The 18,007-nt window shown below is 42.3% G+C and carries 21 protein-coding genes; 8 read left to right on the forward strand and 13 right to left on the reverse strand.

The window, feature by feature from the left end; translation table 11 throughout:
* Positions 1 to 78: 78 nt before the first annotated feature.
* Complete coding sequence (locus tag BFP99_RS30700; protein ID WP_057021751.1) at positions 79 to 258, reverse strand: hypothetical protein; 180 nt, start codon at positions 256 to 258, stop codon at positions 79 to 81.
* On the reverse strand, positions 255 to 524 hold the full coding sequence (locus tag BFP99_RS30705) for a hypothetical protein (RefSeq protein ID WP_065948948.1): 270 nt from the start codon (positions 522 to 524) through the stop codon (positions 255 to 257). Before BFP99_RS30705 ends, BFP99_RS30700 begins: the two co-directional genes overlap by 4 nt.
* A gap of 99 nt (positions 525 to 623) precedes the next feature.
* On the opposite strand from BFP99_RS30705, the gene BFP99_RS32600 reads away from it, so the two are divergent.
* Positions 624 to 1,394: a hypothetical protein gene (locus tag BFP99_RS32600; RefSeq protein WP_083221292.1), complete on the forward strand. Its 771-nt coding sequence runs from the start codon at positions 624 to 626 to the stop codon at positions 1,392 to 1,394.
* A 34-nt stretch (positions 1,395 to 1,428) separates the two neighbouring features.
* On the opposite strand, the gene BFP99_RS33410 is transcribed toward BFP99_RS32600, so the two are convergent.
* Positions 1,429 to 1,797, reverse strand: a complete 369-nt coding sequence (locus tag BFP99_RS33410; protein ID WP_065948949.1) for a hypothetical protein — start codon at positions 1,795 to 1,797, stop codon at positions 1,429 to 1,431.
* A 421-nt stretch (positions 1,798 to 2,218) separates the two neighbouring features.
* Here BFP99_RS33410 and BFP99_RS33185 point away from each other — a divergent pair, with 421 nt between their 5' ends.
* The 3 genes from BFP99_RS33185 (at position 2,219) to BFP99_RS30720 (ending at position 4,809) form a co-directional block, all read left to right on the forward strand.
* Positions 2,219 to 2,968, forward strand: a complete 750-nt coding sequence (locus BFP99_RS33185) for a hypothetical protein (protein WP_141690853.1) — start codon at positions 2,219 to 2,221, stop codon at positions 2,966 to 2,968.
* Positions 2,969 to 3,361: 393 nt separating this feature from the next.
* Positions 3,362 to 4,216 carry a hypothetical protein gene (locus tag BFP99_RS30715; protein ID WP_065948950.1) on the forward strand — a complete coding sequence of 285 codons (855 nt, stop codon included), beginning with the start codon at positions 3,362 to 3,364 and terminating at the stop codon, positions 4,214 to 4,216.
* On the forward strand, positions 4,213 to 4,809 hold the full coding sequence (locus BFP99_RS30720; RefSeq protein ID WP_065948951.1) for a hypothetical protein: 597 nt from the start codon (positions 4,213 to 4,215) through the stop codon (positions 4,807 to 4,809). The genes BFP99_RS30715 and BFP99_RS30720 overlap by 4 nt, the downstream gene beginning before the upstream one ends.
* On the opposite strand, the gene BFP99_RS30725 is transcribed toward BFP99_RS30720, so the two are convergent.
* From BFP99_RS30725 to BFP99_RS33190, 3 genes are all read right to left on the reverse strand, one after another.
* Positions 4,806 to 5,528: a hypothetical protein gene (locus BFP99_RS30725; protein WP_065948952.1), complete on the reverse strand. Its 723-nt coding sequence runs from the start codon at positions 5,526 to 5,528 to the stop codon at positions 4,806 to 4,808. The two genes, BFP99_RS30720 and BFP99_RS30725, sit on opposite strands and share 4 nt — an antisense overlap.
* The gene (locus tag BFP99_RS30730) at positions 5,525 to 6,862 is read right to left on the reverse strand and encodes a hypothetical protein (RefSeq protein WP_065948953.1); all 1,338 of its coding nucleotides are present in this window, start codon (positions 6,860 to 6,862) and stop codon (positions 5,525 to 5,527) included. Before BFP99_RS30730 ends, BFP99_RS30725 begins: the two co-directional genes overlap by 4 nt.
* Before the next feature lie 90 nt (positions 6,863 to 6,952).
* Positions 6,953 to 8,425 carry a hypothetical protein gene (locus tag BFP99_RS33190; protein WP_141690854.1) on the reverse strand — a complete coding sequence of 491 codons (1,473 nt, stop codon included), beginning with the start codon at positions 8,423 to 8,425 and terminating at the stop codon, positions 6,953 to 6,955.
* Between the two features lie 160 nt (positions 8,426 to 8,585).
* On the opposite strand from BFP99_RS33190, the gene BFP99_RS30735 reads away from it, so the two are divergent.
* From BFP99_RS30735 to BFP99_RS30750, 4 genes are all read left to right on the forward strand, one after another.
* Positions 8,586 to 9,197, forward strand: a complete 612-nt coding sequence (locus BFP99_RS30735; protein ID WP_065948954.1) for a hypothetical protein — start codon at positions 8,586 to 8,588, stop codon at positions 9,195 to 9,197.
* A 1-nt stretch (position 9,198) separates the two neighbouring features.
* On the forward strand, positions 9,199 to 10,269 hold the full coding sequence (locus tag BFP99_RS30740; RefSeq protein ID WP_065948955.1) for a hypothetical protein: 1,071 nt from the start codon (positions 9,199 to 9,201) through the stop codon (positions 10,267 to 10,269).
* 68 nt (positions 10,270 to 10,337) lie between these two features.
* The gene (locus BFP99_RS30745) at positions 10,338 to 10,772 is read left to right on the forward strand and encodes a hypothetical protein (RefSeq protein WP_065948956.1); all 435 of its coding nucleotides are present in this window, start codon (positions 10,338 to 10,340) and stop codon (positions 10,770 to 10,772) included.
* Positions 10,773 to 10,782: 10 nt separating this feature from the next.
* Positions 10,783 to 11,304: a hypothetical protein gene (locus BFP99_RS30750; protein ID WP_065948957.1), complete on the forward strand. Its 522-nt coding sequence runs from the start codon at positions 10,783 to 10,785 to the stop codon at positions 11,302 to 11,304.
* A 101-nt stretch (positions 11,305 to 11,405) separates the two neighbouring features.
* On the opposite strand, the gene BFP99_RS33195 is transcribed toward BFP99_RS30750, so the two are convergent.
* From BFP99_RS33195 to BFP99_RS30765, 7 genes are all read right to left on the reverse strand, one after another.
* On the reverse strand, positions 11,406 to 11,699 hold the full coding sequence (locus BFP99_RS33195; protein ID WP_141690855.1) for a hypothetical protein: 294 nt from the start codon (positions 11,697 to 11,699) through the stop codon (positions 11,406 to 11,408).
* Positions 11,696 to 12,508, reverse strand: coding sequence for a hypothetical protein (locus BFP99_RS30755; protein WP_065948958.1), 813 nt, complete (start codon positions 12,506 to 12,508; stop codon positions 11,696 to 11,698). Before BFP99_RS30755 ends, BFP99_RS33195 begins: the two co-directional genes overlap by 4 nt.
* A gap of 118 nt (positions 12,509 to 12,626) precedes the next feature.
* Positions 12,627 to 12,947 carry a hypothetical protein gene (locus BFP99_RS33200; protein WP_141690856.1) on the reverse strand — a complete coding sequence of 107 codons (321 nt, stop codon included), beginning with the start codon at positions 12,945 to 12,947 and terminating at the stop codon, positions 12,627 to 12,629.
* 96 nt (positions 12,948 to 13,043) lie between these two features.
* Complete coding sequence (locus BFP99_RS33205) at positions 13,044 to 13,802, reverse strand: hypothetical protein (RefSeq protein ID WP_141690857.1); 759 nt, start codon at positions 13,800 to 13,802, stop codon at positions 13,044 to 13,046.
* A gap of 40 nt (positions 13,803 to 13,842) precedes the next feature.
* Complete coding sequence (locus BFP99_RS30760) at positions 13,843 to 14,535, reverse strand: SOS response-associated peptidase (protein ID WP_065948959.1); 693 nt, start codon at positions 14,533 to 14,535, stop codon at positions 13,843 to 13,845.
* A 118-nt stretch (positions 14,536 to 14,653) separates the two neighbouring features.
* Positions 14,654 to 15,802 (reverse strand): hypothetical protein, encoded by a 1,149-nt coding sequence (locus BFP99_RS33210; RefSeq protein ID WP_141690858.1) that lies wholly within the window; start codon positions 15,800 to 15,802, stop codon positions 14,654 to 14,656.
* 672 nt (positions 15,803 to 16,474) lie between these two features.
* Positions 16,475 to 17,479, reverse strand: a complete 1,005-nt coding sequence (locus BFP99_RS30765) for a DNA adenine methylase (protein WP_083221293.1) — start codon at positions 17,477 to 17,479, stop codon at positions 16,475 to 16,477.
* Positions 17,480 to 18,007: the final 528 nt, after the last annotated feature.

Consider the following 18,007-nt stretch of genomic DNA (forward strand, 5'->3'; position numbering starts at 1 on the left):
TAGTAAAGTTTGTTGTTAAGCGAATTATAGCATTTCACATTAATCAAATTTACCATTAAGCAAAAATAAAAAACAGACTCAAAGGTCTGTATTTATTGGTTTCCAATTCTCTCTAAATTCTTGATGCTTTTTCCGCTCAAGATAGATATTCATTTCCAGACTCAAACATTCGTCAATCTCATCATCTGATTTTTTATGTTTAATCGGCTCTAAATCATCATCGTAATAGTTAAACGGCTTCTTTATCCCTATTTTCATTTAACAGCCTCCTTACTGATAAGCTCAAGACTTAAGTCATGGAGCGCAGAAACTGCTGACTCACTGAAAGTGATAAATATAGGCGTTCTGAAATTCATCACTTTGATTTTTGTTATCTTCTGCATTTTCTTAGTAAAGCTTAAAAACTTATCCCCCTTGACTCTAACTTTCACCAGAATCGACAACCTTTTTAACTGATCGCCTTCAACCTCAAGACTAAATGCTTTTAAAGCATTTACATCTTCAACTGTTATCTCCTTTTTCATTTTTTGGCTTGTTTGTTTGTATCCATTATAACATTTTAAAATGGTATAATTTGAGAAACAAACCTTCTAAAAACAATGAACACAATAAAAAAATGGCTAATGATTCTTTCAGCCATCATAGCCATTTCAGTAACAAACATCCCGTCGAGCCAAGCAGAACCAATTACCGGAGAATCCATATCAGAAAAATCAAGCGGATTCGTCGGGGTTGATGACAATGATGAAGGCTATGACGAGTGGGCAGATAATTCTAATGGAGACGCATATTTAGACCTTATATCAATAATAACTTGGGTTGCTGTAAAGGTTTCAGTTTTGATCGGAGTAGTTCTTGTCCTAAATGCTTTCATGGATATGCGTCTATCTACAGAAGTAGGCGGACATGAAAAGCCAAAGCTGGTGCGGAAAGCAATGGTAGGATTTCTAATTGGCGTTTTATTGCTTAATATCACGTCCATCATTGACGTCGTTGTACATACATTAAACCCTGAATCAAAAGGGGGTTGCCTTATCACGAATGCCGAAGCTTTGGATGAAATAAGGGTTGGTAAAAACAAAGACGCATGCTGGAGTCTAGCATCAGCACAAATAACTGGTCCAACTTACGAGAAAGCCAAAAGCATCATTGACTCACAGTATGCCGGAGGTATTGAAAGCCAGTTAAAAATTGTAATAAGCGCCCTGCAAGCCTTGGGTGTCATATACTTTATTATTGGTATTAATGAACTGAACCAAATATCAAAAGGTTCAAGCAGGCATGGCGTTGGGCGTGTTTTAACTCAAATAATTGCCGCTGGCCTAATTATTGATTTCCCGCACACTGTAGCTGTAGTCCAAGCTTCTGGAAAGCTGTTAGGTCTGGACATATAAAAAAGCCCTATCTGGGGCTTTTCTAATTCATTGCTCACTCGCTAATGAATTGATCAAACAGGCGCTTGGAAATTTCATATCTACATTCGTTGTAAACTCCACGCTTGATAAAAGCCATTTTCAGCACATTTTCAAGATAATCAAATTCTGTTGCAGTTGGGTCAAAATCGTAACTGACTAATATCTGCGCTGTTTTAAAAGCATCACGCAAAAGCGCTTCTTCTTCTTTCTTGTATTCAAGAGCCCACCTCTTGTAATCAGCCAGGGAATCGCCCTTCTCTTCCACTGGCGTAGCCGGTGGCGTTGCTATAGCTACGTCTAAGCTTACTTCTTCCTCTACCTGGACGATGCCTAGAGGCTCATACGATTCGCTCACACCAAGGGGCACAATCACGTCAGGCACAACGACAGGCCACTCATCATCCCCGATGCCTTGCGAAGGCTCAACAGAGGCTACTGCAGGCGCTAGGATGGGTGCTGGTGCTGGTGCTGGTGCTGGTGCTGGTGCTGGTGCTGGTGCTGGTGCTGGTGCTGGTGCTGGTGCTGGTGCTGGTGCTGGTGCTGGTGCTGGGAGCTTGATCGCGGCAAGTGATGCATTCAAGCCACGATGTTCAGTTATCGAGCTTAACGCTTGGATCAGTGAGTCAGTTCTTCCCGCGACGTTCTCTTTTGTTTTTTCTGTTCCGAATAGATCTGGTAAATCAATCTGCACTGGCGGTTCGTTAAAGTTTAATTCATTCATATTTTACACAGTTGTTTTTGTCATTATAGCAAATGCGATTAGCTCAAATGGTATAATACGTTAAATAAATAATTTCCCGCACATGACGAATTCAAACATCCACGTATTAAATCCTCAACTAAAACTAACATTTCAAGACTTCACAGCAAACGGAAAGCCATCAATCAATCAAAACCTAATTCAAGCCCTGGCGAAACTTCATCAAACAAATCCCAGTGAGTTGATGATATACACGGCCCAAAGAAAACCCTTCACTACAAAGATTCAGGTGCATTTCACAAGAGACTTGCTACTAAAACGACACATCAGTATTACAGCACCAGATGCTATACGCATCGAACACGAACACCACTGCTGCTTTGAATTCGACATTACACATAATGGTAAATCCAAAACAGCTAATGAAGATTATTTGAAGCTACACCTTTGCCGCTTTTTCAAGGTTGTGGTGAATTACGACACTTGGGATTCTTTTACTAACGAAGACTACAGTAAAGCGTATAGGAAATTCATGCCGTACAGAAGCCCTTCAGAAACGGCCATCAAGATTAGCCAAACAGATCTTCTTCAAGGTTTACGCTCAATAATAAAAGACCTTGAAGCCCCGGTCATCAAATACATTCCAAGCGGAGCCGAAGCATTCGCAGATTTAACCCAAGATATAGAAACACGAACACATAAGCTTTACGTTGCAATTGAAAACCCATTAGGGGAATTGCATTGCATGGTCGCAGTGGATGCGGCCACTTGTCAGATGTTTGCACACTATCCTAAATCAAATCTAAAAGACCTCGCTTATTTTAGTAACGTCTTCCTTAAAGAATCCTCCTGACAAAATGGTATAATTTATAAAAACAAACTGAACAATTATGCAAAATTCAAAATTATCTACAACTGAAGCATACAAAACTTACTTTAAAATAGAACGCCTCGTTAAATTCATAATACTAAGCTTTGTCATCCTAATATCTTGTTCAATATTTATGAGCCATTCGATGGGCAATTTCAGCTTCATCAATTGGCTAGAGGCAATTTCTCGATCAAATGTCACTCAAGTTGTGTGTGGCTCAATTGCTTACATTGCCTTACCAATCACCCTCTCCTACCTATTCATTTACAAAAGAAAAAATCGTCAGGCTTAATACCTGATTATCTTTATCCTATAAGTAAAATTTCGGCGCTATCAAATGGTATAATTAGAGAAGAAAAAACAAACAATGCCACTATGTTTAAAGCCAGCCTAACTAAAGGTCGAGAGATTCCGATCAATGATTTGAACGAATTGCTTTACAGCAAGACTTTCGACTTCGATCCAAAGCCCAATACACTTGACGAAATCAATAGTGCCAAAAATTACACAGAGCTGAGTAATCCTTTTATCCTCTACAAGTACAACAAAGAAATTGAATTTCTGCTTTTCTTTTCTAACTGCCCAACGCGAAATGACCTAATCAGTGCGCTTATCTTTGACGATTACTCGCAACGATTGGCTAACAAACCTCTCGTTTTTCGTTTGAAGTGGTTCTATGAGAAAGACCTGAAAGGTTTAATAAAGACTCTATACGCTTTTCCTACGGACGCTTTGAACGTCAGTGGCTACAGAGCTAATAGCCGTTGTACGGATCATAGATTCCGAATCAGACATGACTGGGCACAGATTCAAAACGAAGAATCATTAAACAACTTCACTACGAATGAAGAAAACTGGCTGGCCTTTGATGCTTTTCAATTATGCCAATTTGATGAGTGGGCCGAAAATGCCAGGCCAAATAGTGTTAATGAATACATCGTTTTTCTGCTAAAGAAAAACTATGCAAGGTACTTTACACACTACGTGAACAAGCCCGAATGGCTAAGATACCCATCCGACTACATGACTCAGCATCCTACGCTTCATAAAGATTTAGTAATCCGTTATGAGCCATTTCTGAAAAGGTACGGGCACCTTTTCGCCAAATACAATGAAACGTATCTGAATAAAAAAGCCAAGTCATACAGAGCTTTTTTAATGGCTACAAAACATAAACAAGTATTTATGAAAATACTTTCAATACCAACCAATATCATGAGGATATTATGACAGACGAATATGAAGAAGACGCGATAAATCAGATGATGGAAAATTTAGATTCCGGGATAAACGGTGATGATGAAAAAGATATACCCAATCGGAATGCTGACATCCTTGATCAAATTTTCAACTCTGTCCCGCCACCGGAAGACAAATCGTATGCCGGGATTAAGAAGAAACTAGGCGCCCCGCTGGATAAATACTGCACTGCATTTGATCAAATAATCACAAGCAATTTTCTGAAACAACCAATCGAAACCTGTGCATCTCTAATGTTTGTCACTAGCATGATTAGGACTTACACAAAAATCAAACCCGGCTCATCCGAATGGAAAATGTGCATTGAAGAGGTAAAGGCATTCTTAAAACACATGGATGACTATTATAGTATTTTTAAGTACACCCAATTCGAAAATAACAAGATCAACACTCACTTTGTAGAAAATCTATTCGAGCTGGACAGGATTATTTTCAAGATGGGTTATTCGAAGGTCAAATGGGAATACAGACAGCCCATGGAAATCCTAACAATCTGCCTAAAATTTCCAACGAACAAATCAGTGCTAGCCGAGATATTTACAGATTTACAGGGCGACCTTTAATCGCCTTTTCTGTAGGTGCTTGTCGTATCAAAGATGTAAAGTTCATCGAATAGAACATCTGCATTCTTCTGGAGTTTCTTATCCAAAAAGCTTTTCAAGTCTTCATCACCCACCAGGTGAGGTGCTTTCAAGGCTTCATGACGAGCTACAGCTAACGGGATGCGCTGATTGTCAGCGAAGTACTGCCCTAGCGTCGAAGCAAGCTTACGCGCAATCACAGCATAAACCTGACCCTCCACATCCTCACGCCCAGCTTCCAGTACCGAGTCAGGCAGATCGATGCACGCAGCGTGGATTACGTCAGTGATGAGCCTTACAAGGCCCCCTTTTGGCGTTACAGCTTCATCAGCTACCAGGGAGAGAATGATCTGACCTTCGTTGCTGGCACCTATACCAAATTCATGATGCACATCCCGAATCAGGGAAAGCGCAATCTCTGCAGACTGTGTACGCACGTCCAGCACGCAGAAGCCCTTACCCGTCAGTAGTACAGAACCCAACCCGTTGGCCGGGGCTGTGGACCCTTCGGCGGTATCAGGCACCACAAGCGTCAAAGACCGAGACGACCGAATCATGGTGCTGATCAAACGTTCTCCACATCTATTGAGGAATTCAGGCTTCGCCACCAGCTCATCAGCAGCTTTGGAAGCCTCCTTGCTTCTTGGCCTTTGAGCTTGGTTAGGTACGAAGAAGGAGAACAGCCACTTCATCGAAATCATGGTTTGTACCCCCTTTTAACTGCCTCCCGCACCGTGTGGTCGTCTTGCTCATTCTTTTCAAGCTTGTGCATTTCTGAGAGGGTTTTACCTCCAATGATTTTACCCAGTTCAAGTGATACCTCGTGCGTCTTTCCATCTTTTACCTTTTTACCGACAACATTCTTTGAATCATCTGAAATCGACATATCAGCACTTGCTTTTTTTGCATGCTCTTCAAAAGTTGAGAGATTCCCATTACTAGCTAAGACTACGTTTCTGATAGATTTTTCAATTCTTTGCTCTTCACCCATTTTCAGCTCTTGAATATACCTCTCCCCTTTTTCCACCGTTTTGGTAAGGAATGTTGCAGAAAGCTTTTTATCCACCGTCGAACCGGTAACATGCTGACCATCCTTGCTGAACGTAATTTCTAAATTGTGCACACCCGCAAACATTTCACTTTTACTTTCTAAATACTCTAAATCTCCACCGCAAACCTTTAACATCCTCAATGTACGTTGCTCTAAAGCTTCTTGTGCAGTAATAGGTTTAACCCCACCAGTTAAAGGAGGCGCTTGTGAATTCACTGGAGCTGCATTGTTATTAGATTCAATGTCAACTTTGACTGGCTCAACTTTGGGCTTTAACTCATCCATTAGGTATCTGAAATCTTTATCAAGAATGACAATTCTTTTATGGTCTATTCCCTCTTCATGCAACGTCTTAATAACATCAACAAAAAACTTTTCTCGTTCGGTCCTACTCACCAACTTAGCATCTGTCGATAACTCAACTGGTTTTTTCGTATCAGCATAATTATGTCTAGCCTCAAACCTAGCTATCTCTTTAACCCAGGGCGCATTTATATTTGAGTAGAAATTTATGGAGCCCGTTCTATTCAAATCAAAAATTGGCATATTACGCTCATCGGCTATTTTTATTTTGGTGTTCGAAAGCTGAAGAATAGAAAGGTTATACTTCGCCAACAGCACTTTTAGTTCAGCTAAATAGTCTTTCGCTTCTACAAGATCTTGTTCCCGTTCTTGTACAAGCTCAGAGGCGGGAATTCTTTTCAGGTTAATCGTCGCTATCACTTTCTCTTTGAAAGAACCGTCATATTCAGTCAAATCGTAATTTGTTTGGCTGTTACTACCCATGCTGAATGTTTTGGCATCGTCTGCAAACTGTTGCAAAATATCATCACTATATTCCTCCTTGTTTTCAGGAAGGTCTTGGAGAATATTAGGTTTGTCATCTGCATCTTGAAAGGACTGAATAACATCCACTGTATCCTCTGTGAATCCAGTGTCTTTCTTCCCACCAAATACCTCTTTAATTTTATCTATAAACTTCATTTTAGATTTGTTTGTTAATGCTTTAATTATACCATTTCGCAGGCAACAAATTATGCGCAAAAAAAAAGAACCCGTAGGTTCTCTTATTTTTTACATCGAAGGTTTGTTCCTTCGATTGGTTTGCTTCTCTTCTACACTCTGTGGATTAGCGTCAAACAATGCATCAGCATTAGCTGCATTGCGTGGACTGCTAACAGGTGGTTCTTTGAATTGATTATCAGCACTTGAAATATTATTCAATGCACTATACAACCCAGCACCTAACCTTGACCCATCAACAACAATACTATTCAAAGGGAAAGACTCTTTTTCAGTTGCACCATTTATAAATCTTGAAACTACTACGTCTTGATAATCACTAGTGAATGAAATGTCTATACCTTGTCCCTTTAGGTATTCTTTTTGCTTTGTGAATTTCGCTACATTTTTCCCTGCTCTGATTATCGCAAGCATGCCTTGCCCTTCAAGAGAATTGAAGACCCTTTTAAACTCATCCTTTTCAGGCATTTTAGAAGTGTCGAACTGGAATTTTCTATCTGGAACTCTTTGACCATCACCTATTTTTGAGACGTTCCAGGTGCTTCCATCTAACGATAATTGAATTTTTAATCCTTCAGTTCTTTCTAGCTCTGCACGTCTATTGAACATATCCAAAAAAGTGTCTCCCCTTCTGAACAATCCCTCACCAATAAAAATCTCTTCGATTCTATTTTTCACTTCATCAGATGGAGTATCGGTTACATTCTGCTTTGCGGGAATCTCATCTTTTGTTTGAGCGTCCTTTGGCGAAGGTTCAGATACTTCGGTTGTAGGTTCACCGAGCTTTTCAACAGGCTTGTTTTGACTCACGACATTAACACCAGCTATAGCCGGCTCTTCAGGATTAGCTTCTTTTGCGTCTGTTTTGTACTTTTCAAGAATAGAGTTGAATTGCTCGTTTTTTAAGATAATACGGTCGAGACTAACGCCAGACTCTATCAACGTACCAATCGTCTTCTTAATGAATTCCTCTTGCGCAGCAATTGATTCTGGAGTCTTTTTGGAATCATCTACCCACACCTCAAGCACGGTGTCAGGCTGGTGAAATTTGAAAGGAGCTACCGCTCTTACAATGTCTTGATTCATCTGGCAATTCAAATCACCTTCATTGAATCGTATATCACCACTATGCTTTACACTCACATCAATAGTGCGTTCTTGCCCTACTTTGATGAAGAAAAGGTCTACGCCGTCATGAATGTCGTCTTTCTTCTGCATTACTTTTCTATCGTAATTTTTACCTATTTTCAGTAGAGCAGAAATTAATTCATCCACTGGTAGCTGTTCTTCTTCCTCTTCATTAGACAGCTTTGTTAAAGGAACTGCGCGTTTAACATTCACTCCCCCGCTTATAACCTTTTGTTGTTCAATGTAAGACGCTGGATTTGGTTCAGGTAATTTCTTAGCAACACCTTTTTTGGCAAGCATGTAATCAATATCTTTGATTTGCTGTGCCTCATCTATTTCAGATGATTGATTTCTTTTGGCCAGCGCTTGTCTTTCTTCTTCTTTTGTATACTTCATATTAGATTTGTTAGTTATATGAACAATTATATCATTTTCTTTTTCAAATCTTTTTCGAACGTTGAATTACGCCTTAAGCCACACCATTGCCTGATGTTCCCTGATAGCATGATGGCGTACTGCCAACCTGACTCTTTGCTCAATCATCAAAGGACTGACCATGCGATATGAAATCACTGGCATAGACTACGAGGACTACGAACCACCCACGCTTGTCGAGGACCGAAGCCATAGAAATCATTGGCTGAACCGGGCTAACGACCTGCACGCATCGGCTGGTGCAATCTGGTTATCAATGCGCTGCGACAATCCGAAAGAGATCACTGACAAGCTTGGCTTGGGGGATGGGTTCAGCATGTCCACCGCATGCTTTCCCGTCTACCACATGCTTTGTGGCCTTGCCCTAGAAGTAGTCATGAAAGCAGTCCTTGTGAGCCGTGGAGAACAAGCTCCCGAGATTCACGACCTTAACGACTTGGCCAACCTGATTGGCATGAAACGCAACGTGAACGAGAAGCGCATTTTGCGGTTCTATCAGGAGTCAGTCGTGTGGGCTGGACGCTACCCTATCCCGCGTAAAGCTAATGACCAGATGCTTCGGCAATACTGGGATCTAGCAAACAAGGTTTTGACGAAGCCAAAGCCCATGGGCAAAGAGACCGTGCTGACTTTCTATGTCGCCAGCGGAGCTACTTCGTGGGATCGGTTTACCGGGCTATATGGTAGCTATAACAGTCTTTTCGATCATCGCTACTCAGTCAAGGCCAAATAAAATGAGCGAGTGGGAAGAATTCTGTGAGTCCCGTGGCTTCTCCACGGGGGAAGACGACTATGAAAAAATCATCGACAGTCTTGAGAAAACTCCACGTCAAAAATCTTCGAGCCAACCGCCTCCCTGTGATCTTAACCAGGAGGAAGTGAACGCTTTGATCAAGCTTGATGCACACGGCATCCCCAAGCATTCCGAAATCTCTCTTATGGTTTGGACGGGCCAAACGGCTGAAATCGGTCAGTGGTCATTGGATGGCATGATCGCGGGTAAAGATGAAGGGCTGATTGTTCGCTTCCGAGAAAAGGACGGTGATTATTTCGCGCCTTTGCACATGCTCATCAAGGCACTCCGCTCAACGTGCTTACCTCTGCAATTGGAGGACCAGCTTGTTATCTGGGATTCCAAAAGCGAGTGCTTGGATAGCTGGCAGCGCCTTTTTAAAGAGTCATTCTTGGTCCAACGTACCGATAGGGTTCCCTCGGGACAGGACGATCTGAACATGCTGCACCTTCTGGACCGTGCAAAGGCCGCTGACCATTCCTTAAAACCACTACTGGTAGCAGCCACTGACCTTGAACGAGCGCTTTCCGGTGGGGTTGTTGAGTTCATTGATGGTAGCTCGCTGTCATCAGAAACCCTGTCTGATGCTTTCCTCGTTTACGTCACCAGCAAGGGCATACCAGTCAGCAAGCCGCTTCGGTCGATGGATGACTTTGTGATGGAGCTTCACACACGAAATGGCACCTACAAACTCTCAGATGGCAAGGTTCGCACGGTAAACGGCCCTGCTCGACTCACTGCCGGTGCAATCCTTCTCGACAAGGAAACGAAGTACCCAACGTACTACCTGCGGGCCGACCATGGGACGATCTACCAGCCTGTGTACAGAAAGGTTTCCGAGGACGATATCCAGGACCACGACCCAAGCAGCATTTTCGCCACTGATGGTGCCCATCCGCTTGAGCTGAATGGAACGCACAGCGCTGATCGATACGTTACGACACTGCTCTATGCAGAGCGTTACCAAGGCAGTTTATTCAACGGCATAATGAACGAGGATATTTTTCGATAGCGCGAAAAGCATACCACTTACAAACAAGTAAAATACTCCGCACTACATGGATCTATAAGAGGTTTTCAATGGAATATTTGATCGGTGCAATCGTGGCCGGAATTATCATTTTTGTTGTCTTGGTAAAATCCAAAACAGACAAATTTAATAAGCTCACGCGGATGCACTTTCCGAATTGGTTTGCATTATTTTCCAACAGTCAGATGCCTGAAAATCACGGGATGGCGCGTGCGTTGATCCTTCAAACCTTCCACCTTGCAGAAGAATTCGGAGCCATCACCCCGACTGAGAAACGCGAACTCGACGCCGGATGCATGAAGGAAGATCCTATAGAGATTCTGAATGGGTGGTTGGAGCATGCTTTGCCGGTCGTAAGGAGAGAATTTGGGGATGCTGAAATCGCCACTTCGGAGGCTCGATTAATCGGAGTTTTGATGTTGGTTAGCGTCAAAGGTGTACGTCCAGAACGTGACCTTAACGAATTTCTAAAACGGTTCAATTAGGAACGTCAGCATGGATGAAATTGACCCTCAAGCCCTCCAATTTAAAGAGGTCTGCGCCTACTACGGTGCAGCTATGCACATGGCCCAGGTGCTTGAGCATGGGATAGTGAACGCCATCTTCTTCCTGGACTTTTTACCTAGTAAAAAATCCGAATGGACTGACACAGAATACGAAGAGTTTTTTGACGGTAATTTCTCCAAGACATTTGGCGCGCTGGTCCATTCCTTGAGAAAAGTTATGACCGTACCGGACGCCTTTGATGACTTGATTCGCAGATCCAACAAACGCCGAAATTACCTCGCCCATACCTTTTTCCGTGAAAACATGGACGTGCTTTACGCAGGTGGTTTTGAGGAAATAGTCACCAGATTAAACGATGACATTGAGCTGTTTCGAGAGGCAGATGCTGCTCTCACAGTCATCCTTGAACCCTTGTGGATAGAGAACGGTTGGACTATAGAACTGATCGAAGCGGAGGCTGAAAAATACCAAGCTGAATTGCGTAGGTCCAAGCCAGATGAGGTGGTTTGATGATCAGAAGCTGACGGCCCAGCACGTTTGAAGGGAGCTTAACGGCTCCCTTCAGTTAGGCATTCTCTAAAGTACAGGCATAAACTTGCCGGAGAAAGCTGTCAAATTGACTTCTCGGCAATGGCCTTAAATTCTGGATAGAGCTTTCCATTTGCATCACGAAACGATCCACTGACCAGCAAACTGCATTCTGCAAGGGTAAATGGCGAGTCAATATCAGCCCACGATATTTCAATCCTTTTATCTATGCATATTACGGTCACAGGATAATCAAACAAAACAGATTGAACAGAGGCACAAGCACAATTCAAAGCACTAGAAAAAGCCGTTTCCGAATCAATAAAAAAATCTTGATCTAGCAATAGGTTAGGTTCAACCTCAAAAACGTATTTCATAGCTCACCCTTCATATCCTTGAAAAATTCTGCTGATTGTTCATCATTGATTCCCCTCATGAAAATCTTGAACGATTCAAATTCCTCATCAGATTGAGACTCAAGAATTGGAATCGCACGCAAATCATCAGCAATGTCTCTGCGGCTAATATTGCCAATAATAGACATGCCATTATTCATCTGGTAATCAAGAGAGCCACACTCTCGATTGATCATTCCAAAAGTCAGGAATGAGCTAATGACTTTTTCACGTTTGGGCATATGGTGCTTCGCGAGAGCGACACGAATGGTCTCAAGCCGTAAAAATATGAACCGGATTTTATTCAGGTCACCTCTAAGCTTTTCCACTAGCGCAGGGTCATCAATTAAGCTTTGAATCTCTTTAGAACGTTCTAGAGCAGTCGGATTCGCATATCCGTAGTCTTTGCCTGTTCGCTCAACCTTGTAGGCCAACCCACCGTTGTCGGCGGCTGTAATGTATCCCTTTGCCTTACCTATCCAAGTTCGCAACAACTCATATGCCGAGAAAATCCACATTTGTGACTGCGCAGCAAGGAAACGCTCCTCTTGGGGAGTGGCCTCGCCTTCGTAGTAATGCCGGTGGTATTCAAGCTCCAGCCCCATGATGAAAGGGTCTACGGTAGCGAGATTCATAGCCTGTGTTACGAGGTTTCGATCAGAGCCGAATGCAGTGAGCCCCAGCAGAGCATCGAGCAATTCATCTTCACAGATTTCTTGAGGATTCCGGTATCGGGGAACGTCACGATCAGCCTGATCAGACTCCCAGTCTTCCTGATGCTTGTCATCCATGTAGATCCATCCCAGGCTTTGAATTTGATAGATGGTAAATGCAATCCAACCCTGTGAACAGTAGCTATGAATTTAATGACGTGTGGAAGATTCAGAATAATAAAATAAAAATCTAAGACTAAACCCTATGCGCATCCATTTCTTTTAAATACTTTATCTGCTTATGAGTTATGACTGTCTCGCCTCGGTAAAGCAGTACCTCTTTGTCATTGAATCTTCTCACAGCGATTCCTACGTCTTTGACCACATCCCAGTTAACCATTGCATCTAGTTTCACATTGTGGCAATCCAATGAAATTACTGTTTTGCCTGAATAATCTTCGAAGGTCAAACCCGATTGACTGTAACCATATTCAGAGGCTATGTGCCTTAAAGAATCAAACAACCATTCGAAATGCGCTAAATATTCTTCATCAGATTTGAATTTAATTTTACTCATGGAAATTTACGTTTGCTTGTGAGTTAAATTATACCAAATGGAATTAGCAAAATTTGCCTTTAAGGTTTTTATTTTAACAACTCAAGCATTACTACTTCAAAGCTCTTCGCCATTAAGGCTCCAACCCGCAACATACAACATACTTTTATCGACCTTCTTGCTTGGAGTGGTTTTGTCGTCCAGCAACACAGATTCACGATTGATCTTTTTAGGGATAAACGTACTGTCAACCCCTAGCCCAATCTGCACTCTCCCTCCTTTATCTATGGCGCTTAATGTTTTTGACGATGCTTGTACACGGTTATAAAGATCGACGATATTGTGCGGGAAAATATTACGAGCAAGCTCCTTTCTTTTCAGAAGTATATTACGATGATGATAAAGTATCTTGCGCTCACTTTCTGCTTTGTACTTCGTTTCTAGAAGATTAATCAAACTCAACAACCGTGACCGTTTATTTTCTAAATCCTCACCTGCTTTACGTGCTCGATTAAAACTTCGAAAAGAAGACTTTATCTTATTCCAATCAGATTTGGCTGAACTATCTGTCTGAATCTTTTCTTCTGTAAGAGACTTCAAGAACCAAAAGCTTTTTTTAAATGTGTATATGTTATCGGAGTTTTTTAGAATTTCTTCTATATTGAGACTTTGGGAGACCAAGGCTTTCACATGTCCGACTTCAACGAGGGTAATGTCTATCACCAGCTTCACCACATCATCTACCACCCACTCACCTCGACGCTCGGCTACCTGAAATCCAGCGTAATTAGGTTCAAAATCAGCAGGCACTGGGTTGATTCTAAGGACTGCGCAGAACTCAGAAAAGGTAGGAGGAAGGTAGCAACCTACATTCATCGTCAAAATCCGTCTTTGGCATAGGGTGCCGGTACATGAGCTATGTGACCGACTTAATCAGATACTCGCCTTTATTCTTCACATTGCCAACGTCTTTTGAGACGGGATACCACTCAAAATCTTCTGCAGGTTGCCCAAGATCGCGGGCAATTTCCTTGGCCCGATCCTTCGTCAGTTCAGGGGAAAGCCATTCCCGCGCAAGCTCGGGAGAAAGAACCACTGGCCTACGGTCATGCACGTCAACCATGCCCCCAGCAGCATCAGCAGTGATGATCAAAAAGCCCGGTGACTCATCAGGTGACTTACCTGGCTCTACCTGGGCCAGTCCAGCGAAGAACATAGGCTTGTGGCTCTTTAACCTGATGAAGAACGGCTGCTTCTTCTCATCACCCGGTTCTTTGACCCATTCGTACCAGCCGTCAGCCATCACCAAGGCCCGGTGGTCAGGGAACAGATCCTTGTAGAACCTGCCCTTCGCAATGGTCTCAATGCGTGCGTTTATCGGCTGCACAACCTTCGGCTTCGGCCAAGACACCTCCCTCTTCCAACCCCAATGCACTGGCGAGATCTGCGGTCCGTCAGGCTCTGCATGGATGATTAGCACATCAGTAGAAGGGGCGATGTTGTATCGCTCAACAGGCGTGGTGTCAGCGCTTACGAAGAGGTCGCGTTGAGGGTCAAGCTGCAGCACATACTCATCAAGGCTTCTAAACATCACGAATCGACCACACATAAACCTTCTCCTGATATTAAGGTTTAGGTCTCTCGACCTTCCCCCATCTGACTGCCTGCAGGTAGAAATTTGGATGCCTTCAATGGTAAGAAATTCATTAAAAAGCATAGGCTAGAAACTAATATTTGGGTTGAGGTGGAACGGTCCAAGAAGGGTTAACCCGCCCTTCACCTAAAATGATCGCAAGTTCTTCTAACTCTGTCACGGAAACGGGTAATAGCTTCTGATGAAGACCAATCATCTGCTCACCGGGATTTAATGGATCAGCGAATGTAAGCCCCATCCAAAAAATTGCTAAATTCTTATCGCGTGTAACAAGAGTCACTTTAAGATCTGGTGCTTGTGTTTGAAGAAGGTTGGTAAGCATGATCAGAAAAAGATCATACATCGAGTTGTACGCATCTTCTTCTGTGTAACCTACTTTCGGCTTAATAAGCTTCTGTGCTGGATTGAAGCTTTGATTAGCAGATGAAGCGCTTAAACAAGCAAGGAACGCAATATTGTTGACTGAAATATTTTCAGCTTTAGCTATTGCAGCCATAGCTTTCCATTTTTCCACCTTTCTATTTCGAGCAGGTGAATTCACAATTAAGGGTGCTAATTTTATAAGTAACCGTACCCCTTCGGAGAAATACACACGGTACTTATCAGCAATATCCAGTAAGTACTGTAGATCAGCATCAGATTTCGGCCAGATTTTCACATGGGGCAAAGCTTCGGAAAGAGTCTTAAAAGCTGTTTTATGTTGCTCAATAATTTTCTCAGGCGATGGTAATTTACGTTCATTACTTTCCAGTGCATAAGATATTGTATGAATAGTGCATGAACAGTTCTTGTCACAGATGTAATCTAAAAAATCGTTATGCTGTCTTTCAGAAGACATTTCACCATTTGAAAATCTAGCTTGAATTTCAGAAACCAGATTTCTATCGGCAATTATATTCCCTTTAGAAAAAGCATAAAATATAGGCACCCATCCGCCTTTAACCAAAGCAAAACAAGAGTTTTTTAAACTTGGCCCGACCGCAAAGTCAGCTTGGAATCTATTGCCAACGGGAGGAAATGATTTATCCCAATCAGGTTTTCCAGCAACAACACCAGCAATTTTAATCTTTAAGTCTTTCGATTCAGAAAAAACTAACCAATCATCCAGTGTAAGTGGATGAGGTTGAACGTCCTTGAAATATACGATTCCATCAGAACCGGTTTCCTCACAATGAATAGGAAATTTCATGAAAAGCTGGGTATCGAGAACGGCGCTATGCATTTCTATCCCTTTAAATGTAGTGGCTGAAAGTTGATAGTAGCCTAGCGGTTAAGTTTTTAGAAGGCAAAACCGTCTTACTTAAAATCCATATAGAAGTTGGGACCATCCAGGAATAAGGCACCTACACGCGTAGCGCTGACCCTACTAAATCAAAGGGTAAACCAACAACGTAAAGCTCTCTTGAGGGATTTACATTAGCCAAAAAAACCGCGCTTGTTAGATATTTGTTTTTGCACCATGAGATTTCTCATTTCTACCTTTAAAAAAAGGAGTATGGTTATTTGACTTTAAGGCTGCATTGTAGATCCTACTGAAAGCTTTATAAATCTTCTCAAATTCTAAATCCTGAACTTTACGTCGAAAGCACTTTTTAAAAATAGCATTACATAGATACTTTGCTTGAACATCGCAGCAATCGTTATCAAATCTTAAATATTCATTCCACGTAGCGAACATTAATCTCGAAATTATTTCGTAGACCGGCTTGCGTTTAGGATGAATCATAAAACCTGAAGTCCTATTATTGAACCCGGCGAACATTGGAAACGATGACTTATGCGTTTTTAATTCTGCTTCACATCCCTCCCTGCTCATAAAATCGAACAACACTGCATAACCGTCTCTAGTAACCATTTTGAACCCTCCTATTCAGATATATTAATAAAACAGCGATCATTGATTCTTGTGCAATACATGTAGGTATTCAGTCACGTAAATTTCATTGGCAGCTTCTTTACGTGATTTGAATTTCTTGTACTGCATTTCCTTTCTTTGGTATGTGCCAAAGCAGCTCATCACATCGACAATCAGATCCACCGGCATGATGCTTTCGTTTGAATAGCTCATGACCAGGTATTCAAAATTGGCCGAATTAACAAGCTGCCTGAATTCGGCTTCAACCTTCGGCCTGCTAGCCCATGGAGAGACGTTCCGGCCTTCAGGCCGACCGCTGATTCCGTGGATCGTCGGACGCTCATTCTGCGCAATGGTGTTCAGAACGTGATATGCGTTGCTGTACTGCATCGACGTGTAAGGTGGGTCGAGGTAGAGAACGTCACCACTAACGCGCTGCAACAGGCCGTTAGCGTCTCCCAGGTACACATCATTGCTTGCCACGGGCTCCTTAAGGTCAAACCCTCTGAACTCGATGGGCTTGAGCGAAGCACCAGTGAATTTCTTTAGGAAAGATGAGTAAAGTCCGGTCGTGTTGCTCACCCTGTCAGCAGCCTCTAGGACAGAGCAGAGGCAGTAGTAGAACTGCCCTTCAGTCAGCTCTCCATTTCCATATAGCTCGTACACCAGAGACACCCCAGCGTCGATCCTCATAGCGTTTGCATTGGTAAAGAAGGTACGGCCACCAGCTTCGCTATAATTCTGAAAAATGAAGCCTTCAACACCATCCATGCCGTGGTTCATGTAGTCGATGATCGGCTGACATTCGTAGACGGTCGAAGGGTCATTGTTCAGCAGATTTTCAAGCGTCGCATAGGAGTAGTACTCCAGGTCATTAGCTACGATCTTGAAACGATTTTTGAAGTGATTCGCTACCCGTCCTGACCCGCTGAATAGGTCACACAGAACAATCTCAGCTGAAGGCTTTGAGATTGTAAAAACGCATTCATTAACAACAGAATCAATAAAGCCAAGCAGCTTCGTTTTAGACCCAAGGTATTTCACAAGCGCACAGAGCGACGCACTGATTCAAAATGAAAGCAGTGGAAAAGACTTTAACTTTTCGGGTTTGCACTGCTGAAATCAATCAGCGTTTAGAAATGGGTTATTTCAGATAGTGCGCTTGGTACAATTGACTTACTAGAAGATTCAACGAAGCAAACTTTAATGATTTTAAAAATATTGTCAAACAGCCATAATCTAGAAAAAACAGATTTTTATTTAGCCAAAAAATCTTAAACCCAAAATGATGATTTTGATAAATAACACATGGAGGCTCACACATCGCTGCAGCTCTTAGATTCCCAGGGCTAGAGGTCATTTAAGAAAAGGAAATGACTTTTTTGAAAAAAAATTAAAATCGGATTTTTTGGGAAATGCTGTTCACCCCTGCCATTTCTGATAGTCAAACTCGATCAGGGGCACCGAAGGCGATTAAAACGATTTTGAAAAAAGATATGCCTTTATACCCTTGCTCACCGTAATTCCACCCAACTAAACCAGCTTGATGATCCGCACTGCTCAGAAAGATCA

Origin of the sequence: Pseudomonas sp. 1 R 17, from assembly GCF_900067035.1 — a bacterium.
Lineage (GTDB): Bacteria > Pseudomonadota > Gammaproteobacteria > Pseudomonadales > Pseudomonadaceae > Aquipseudomonas > Aquipseudomonas marginalis.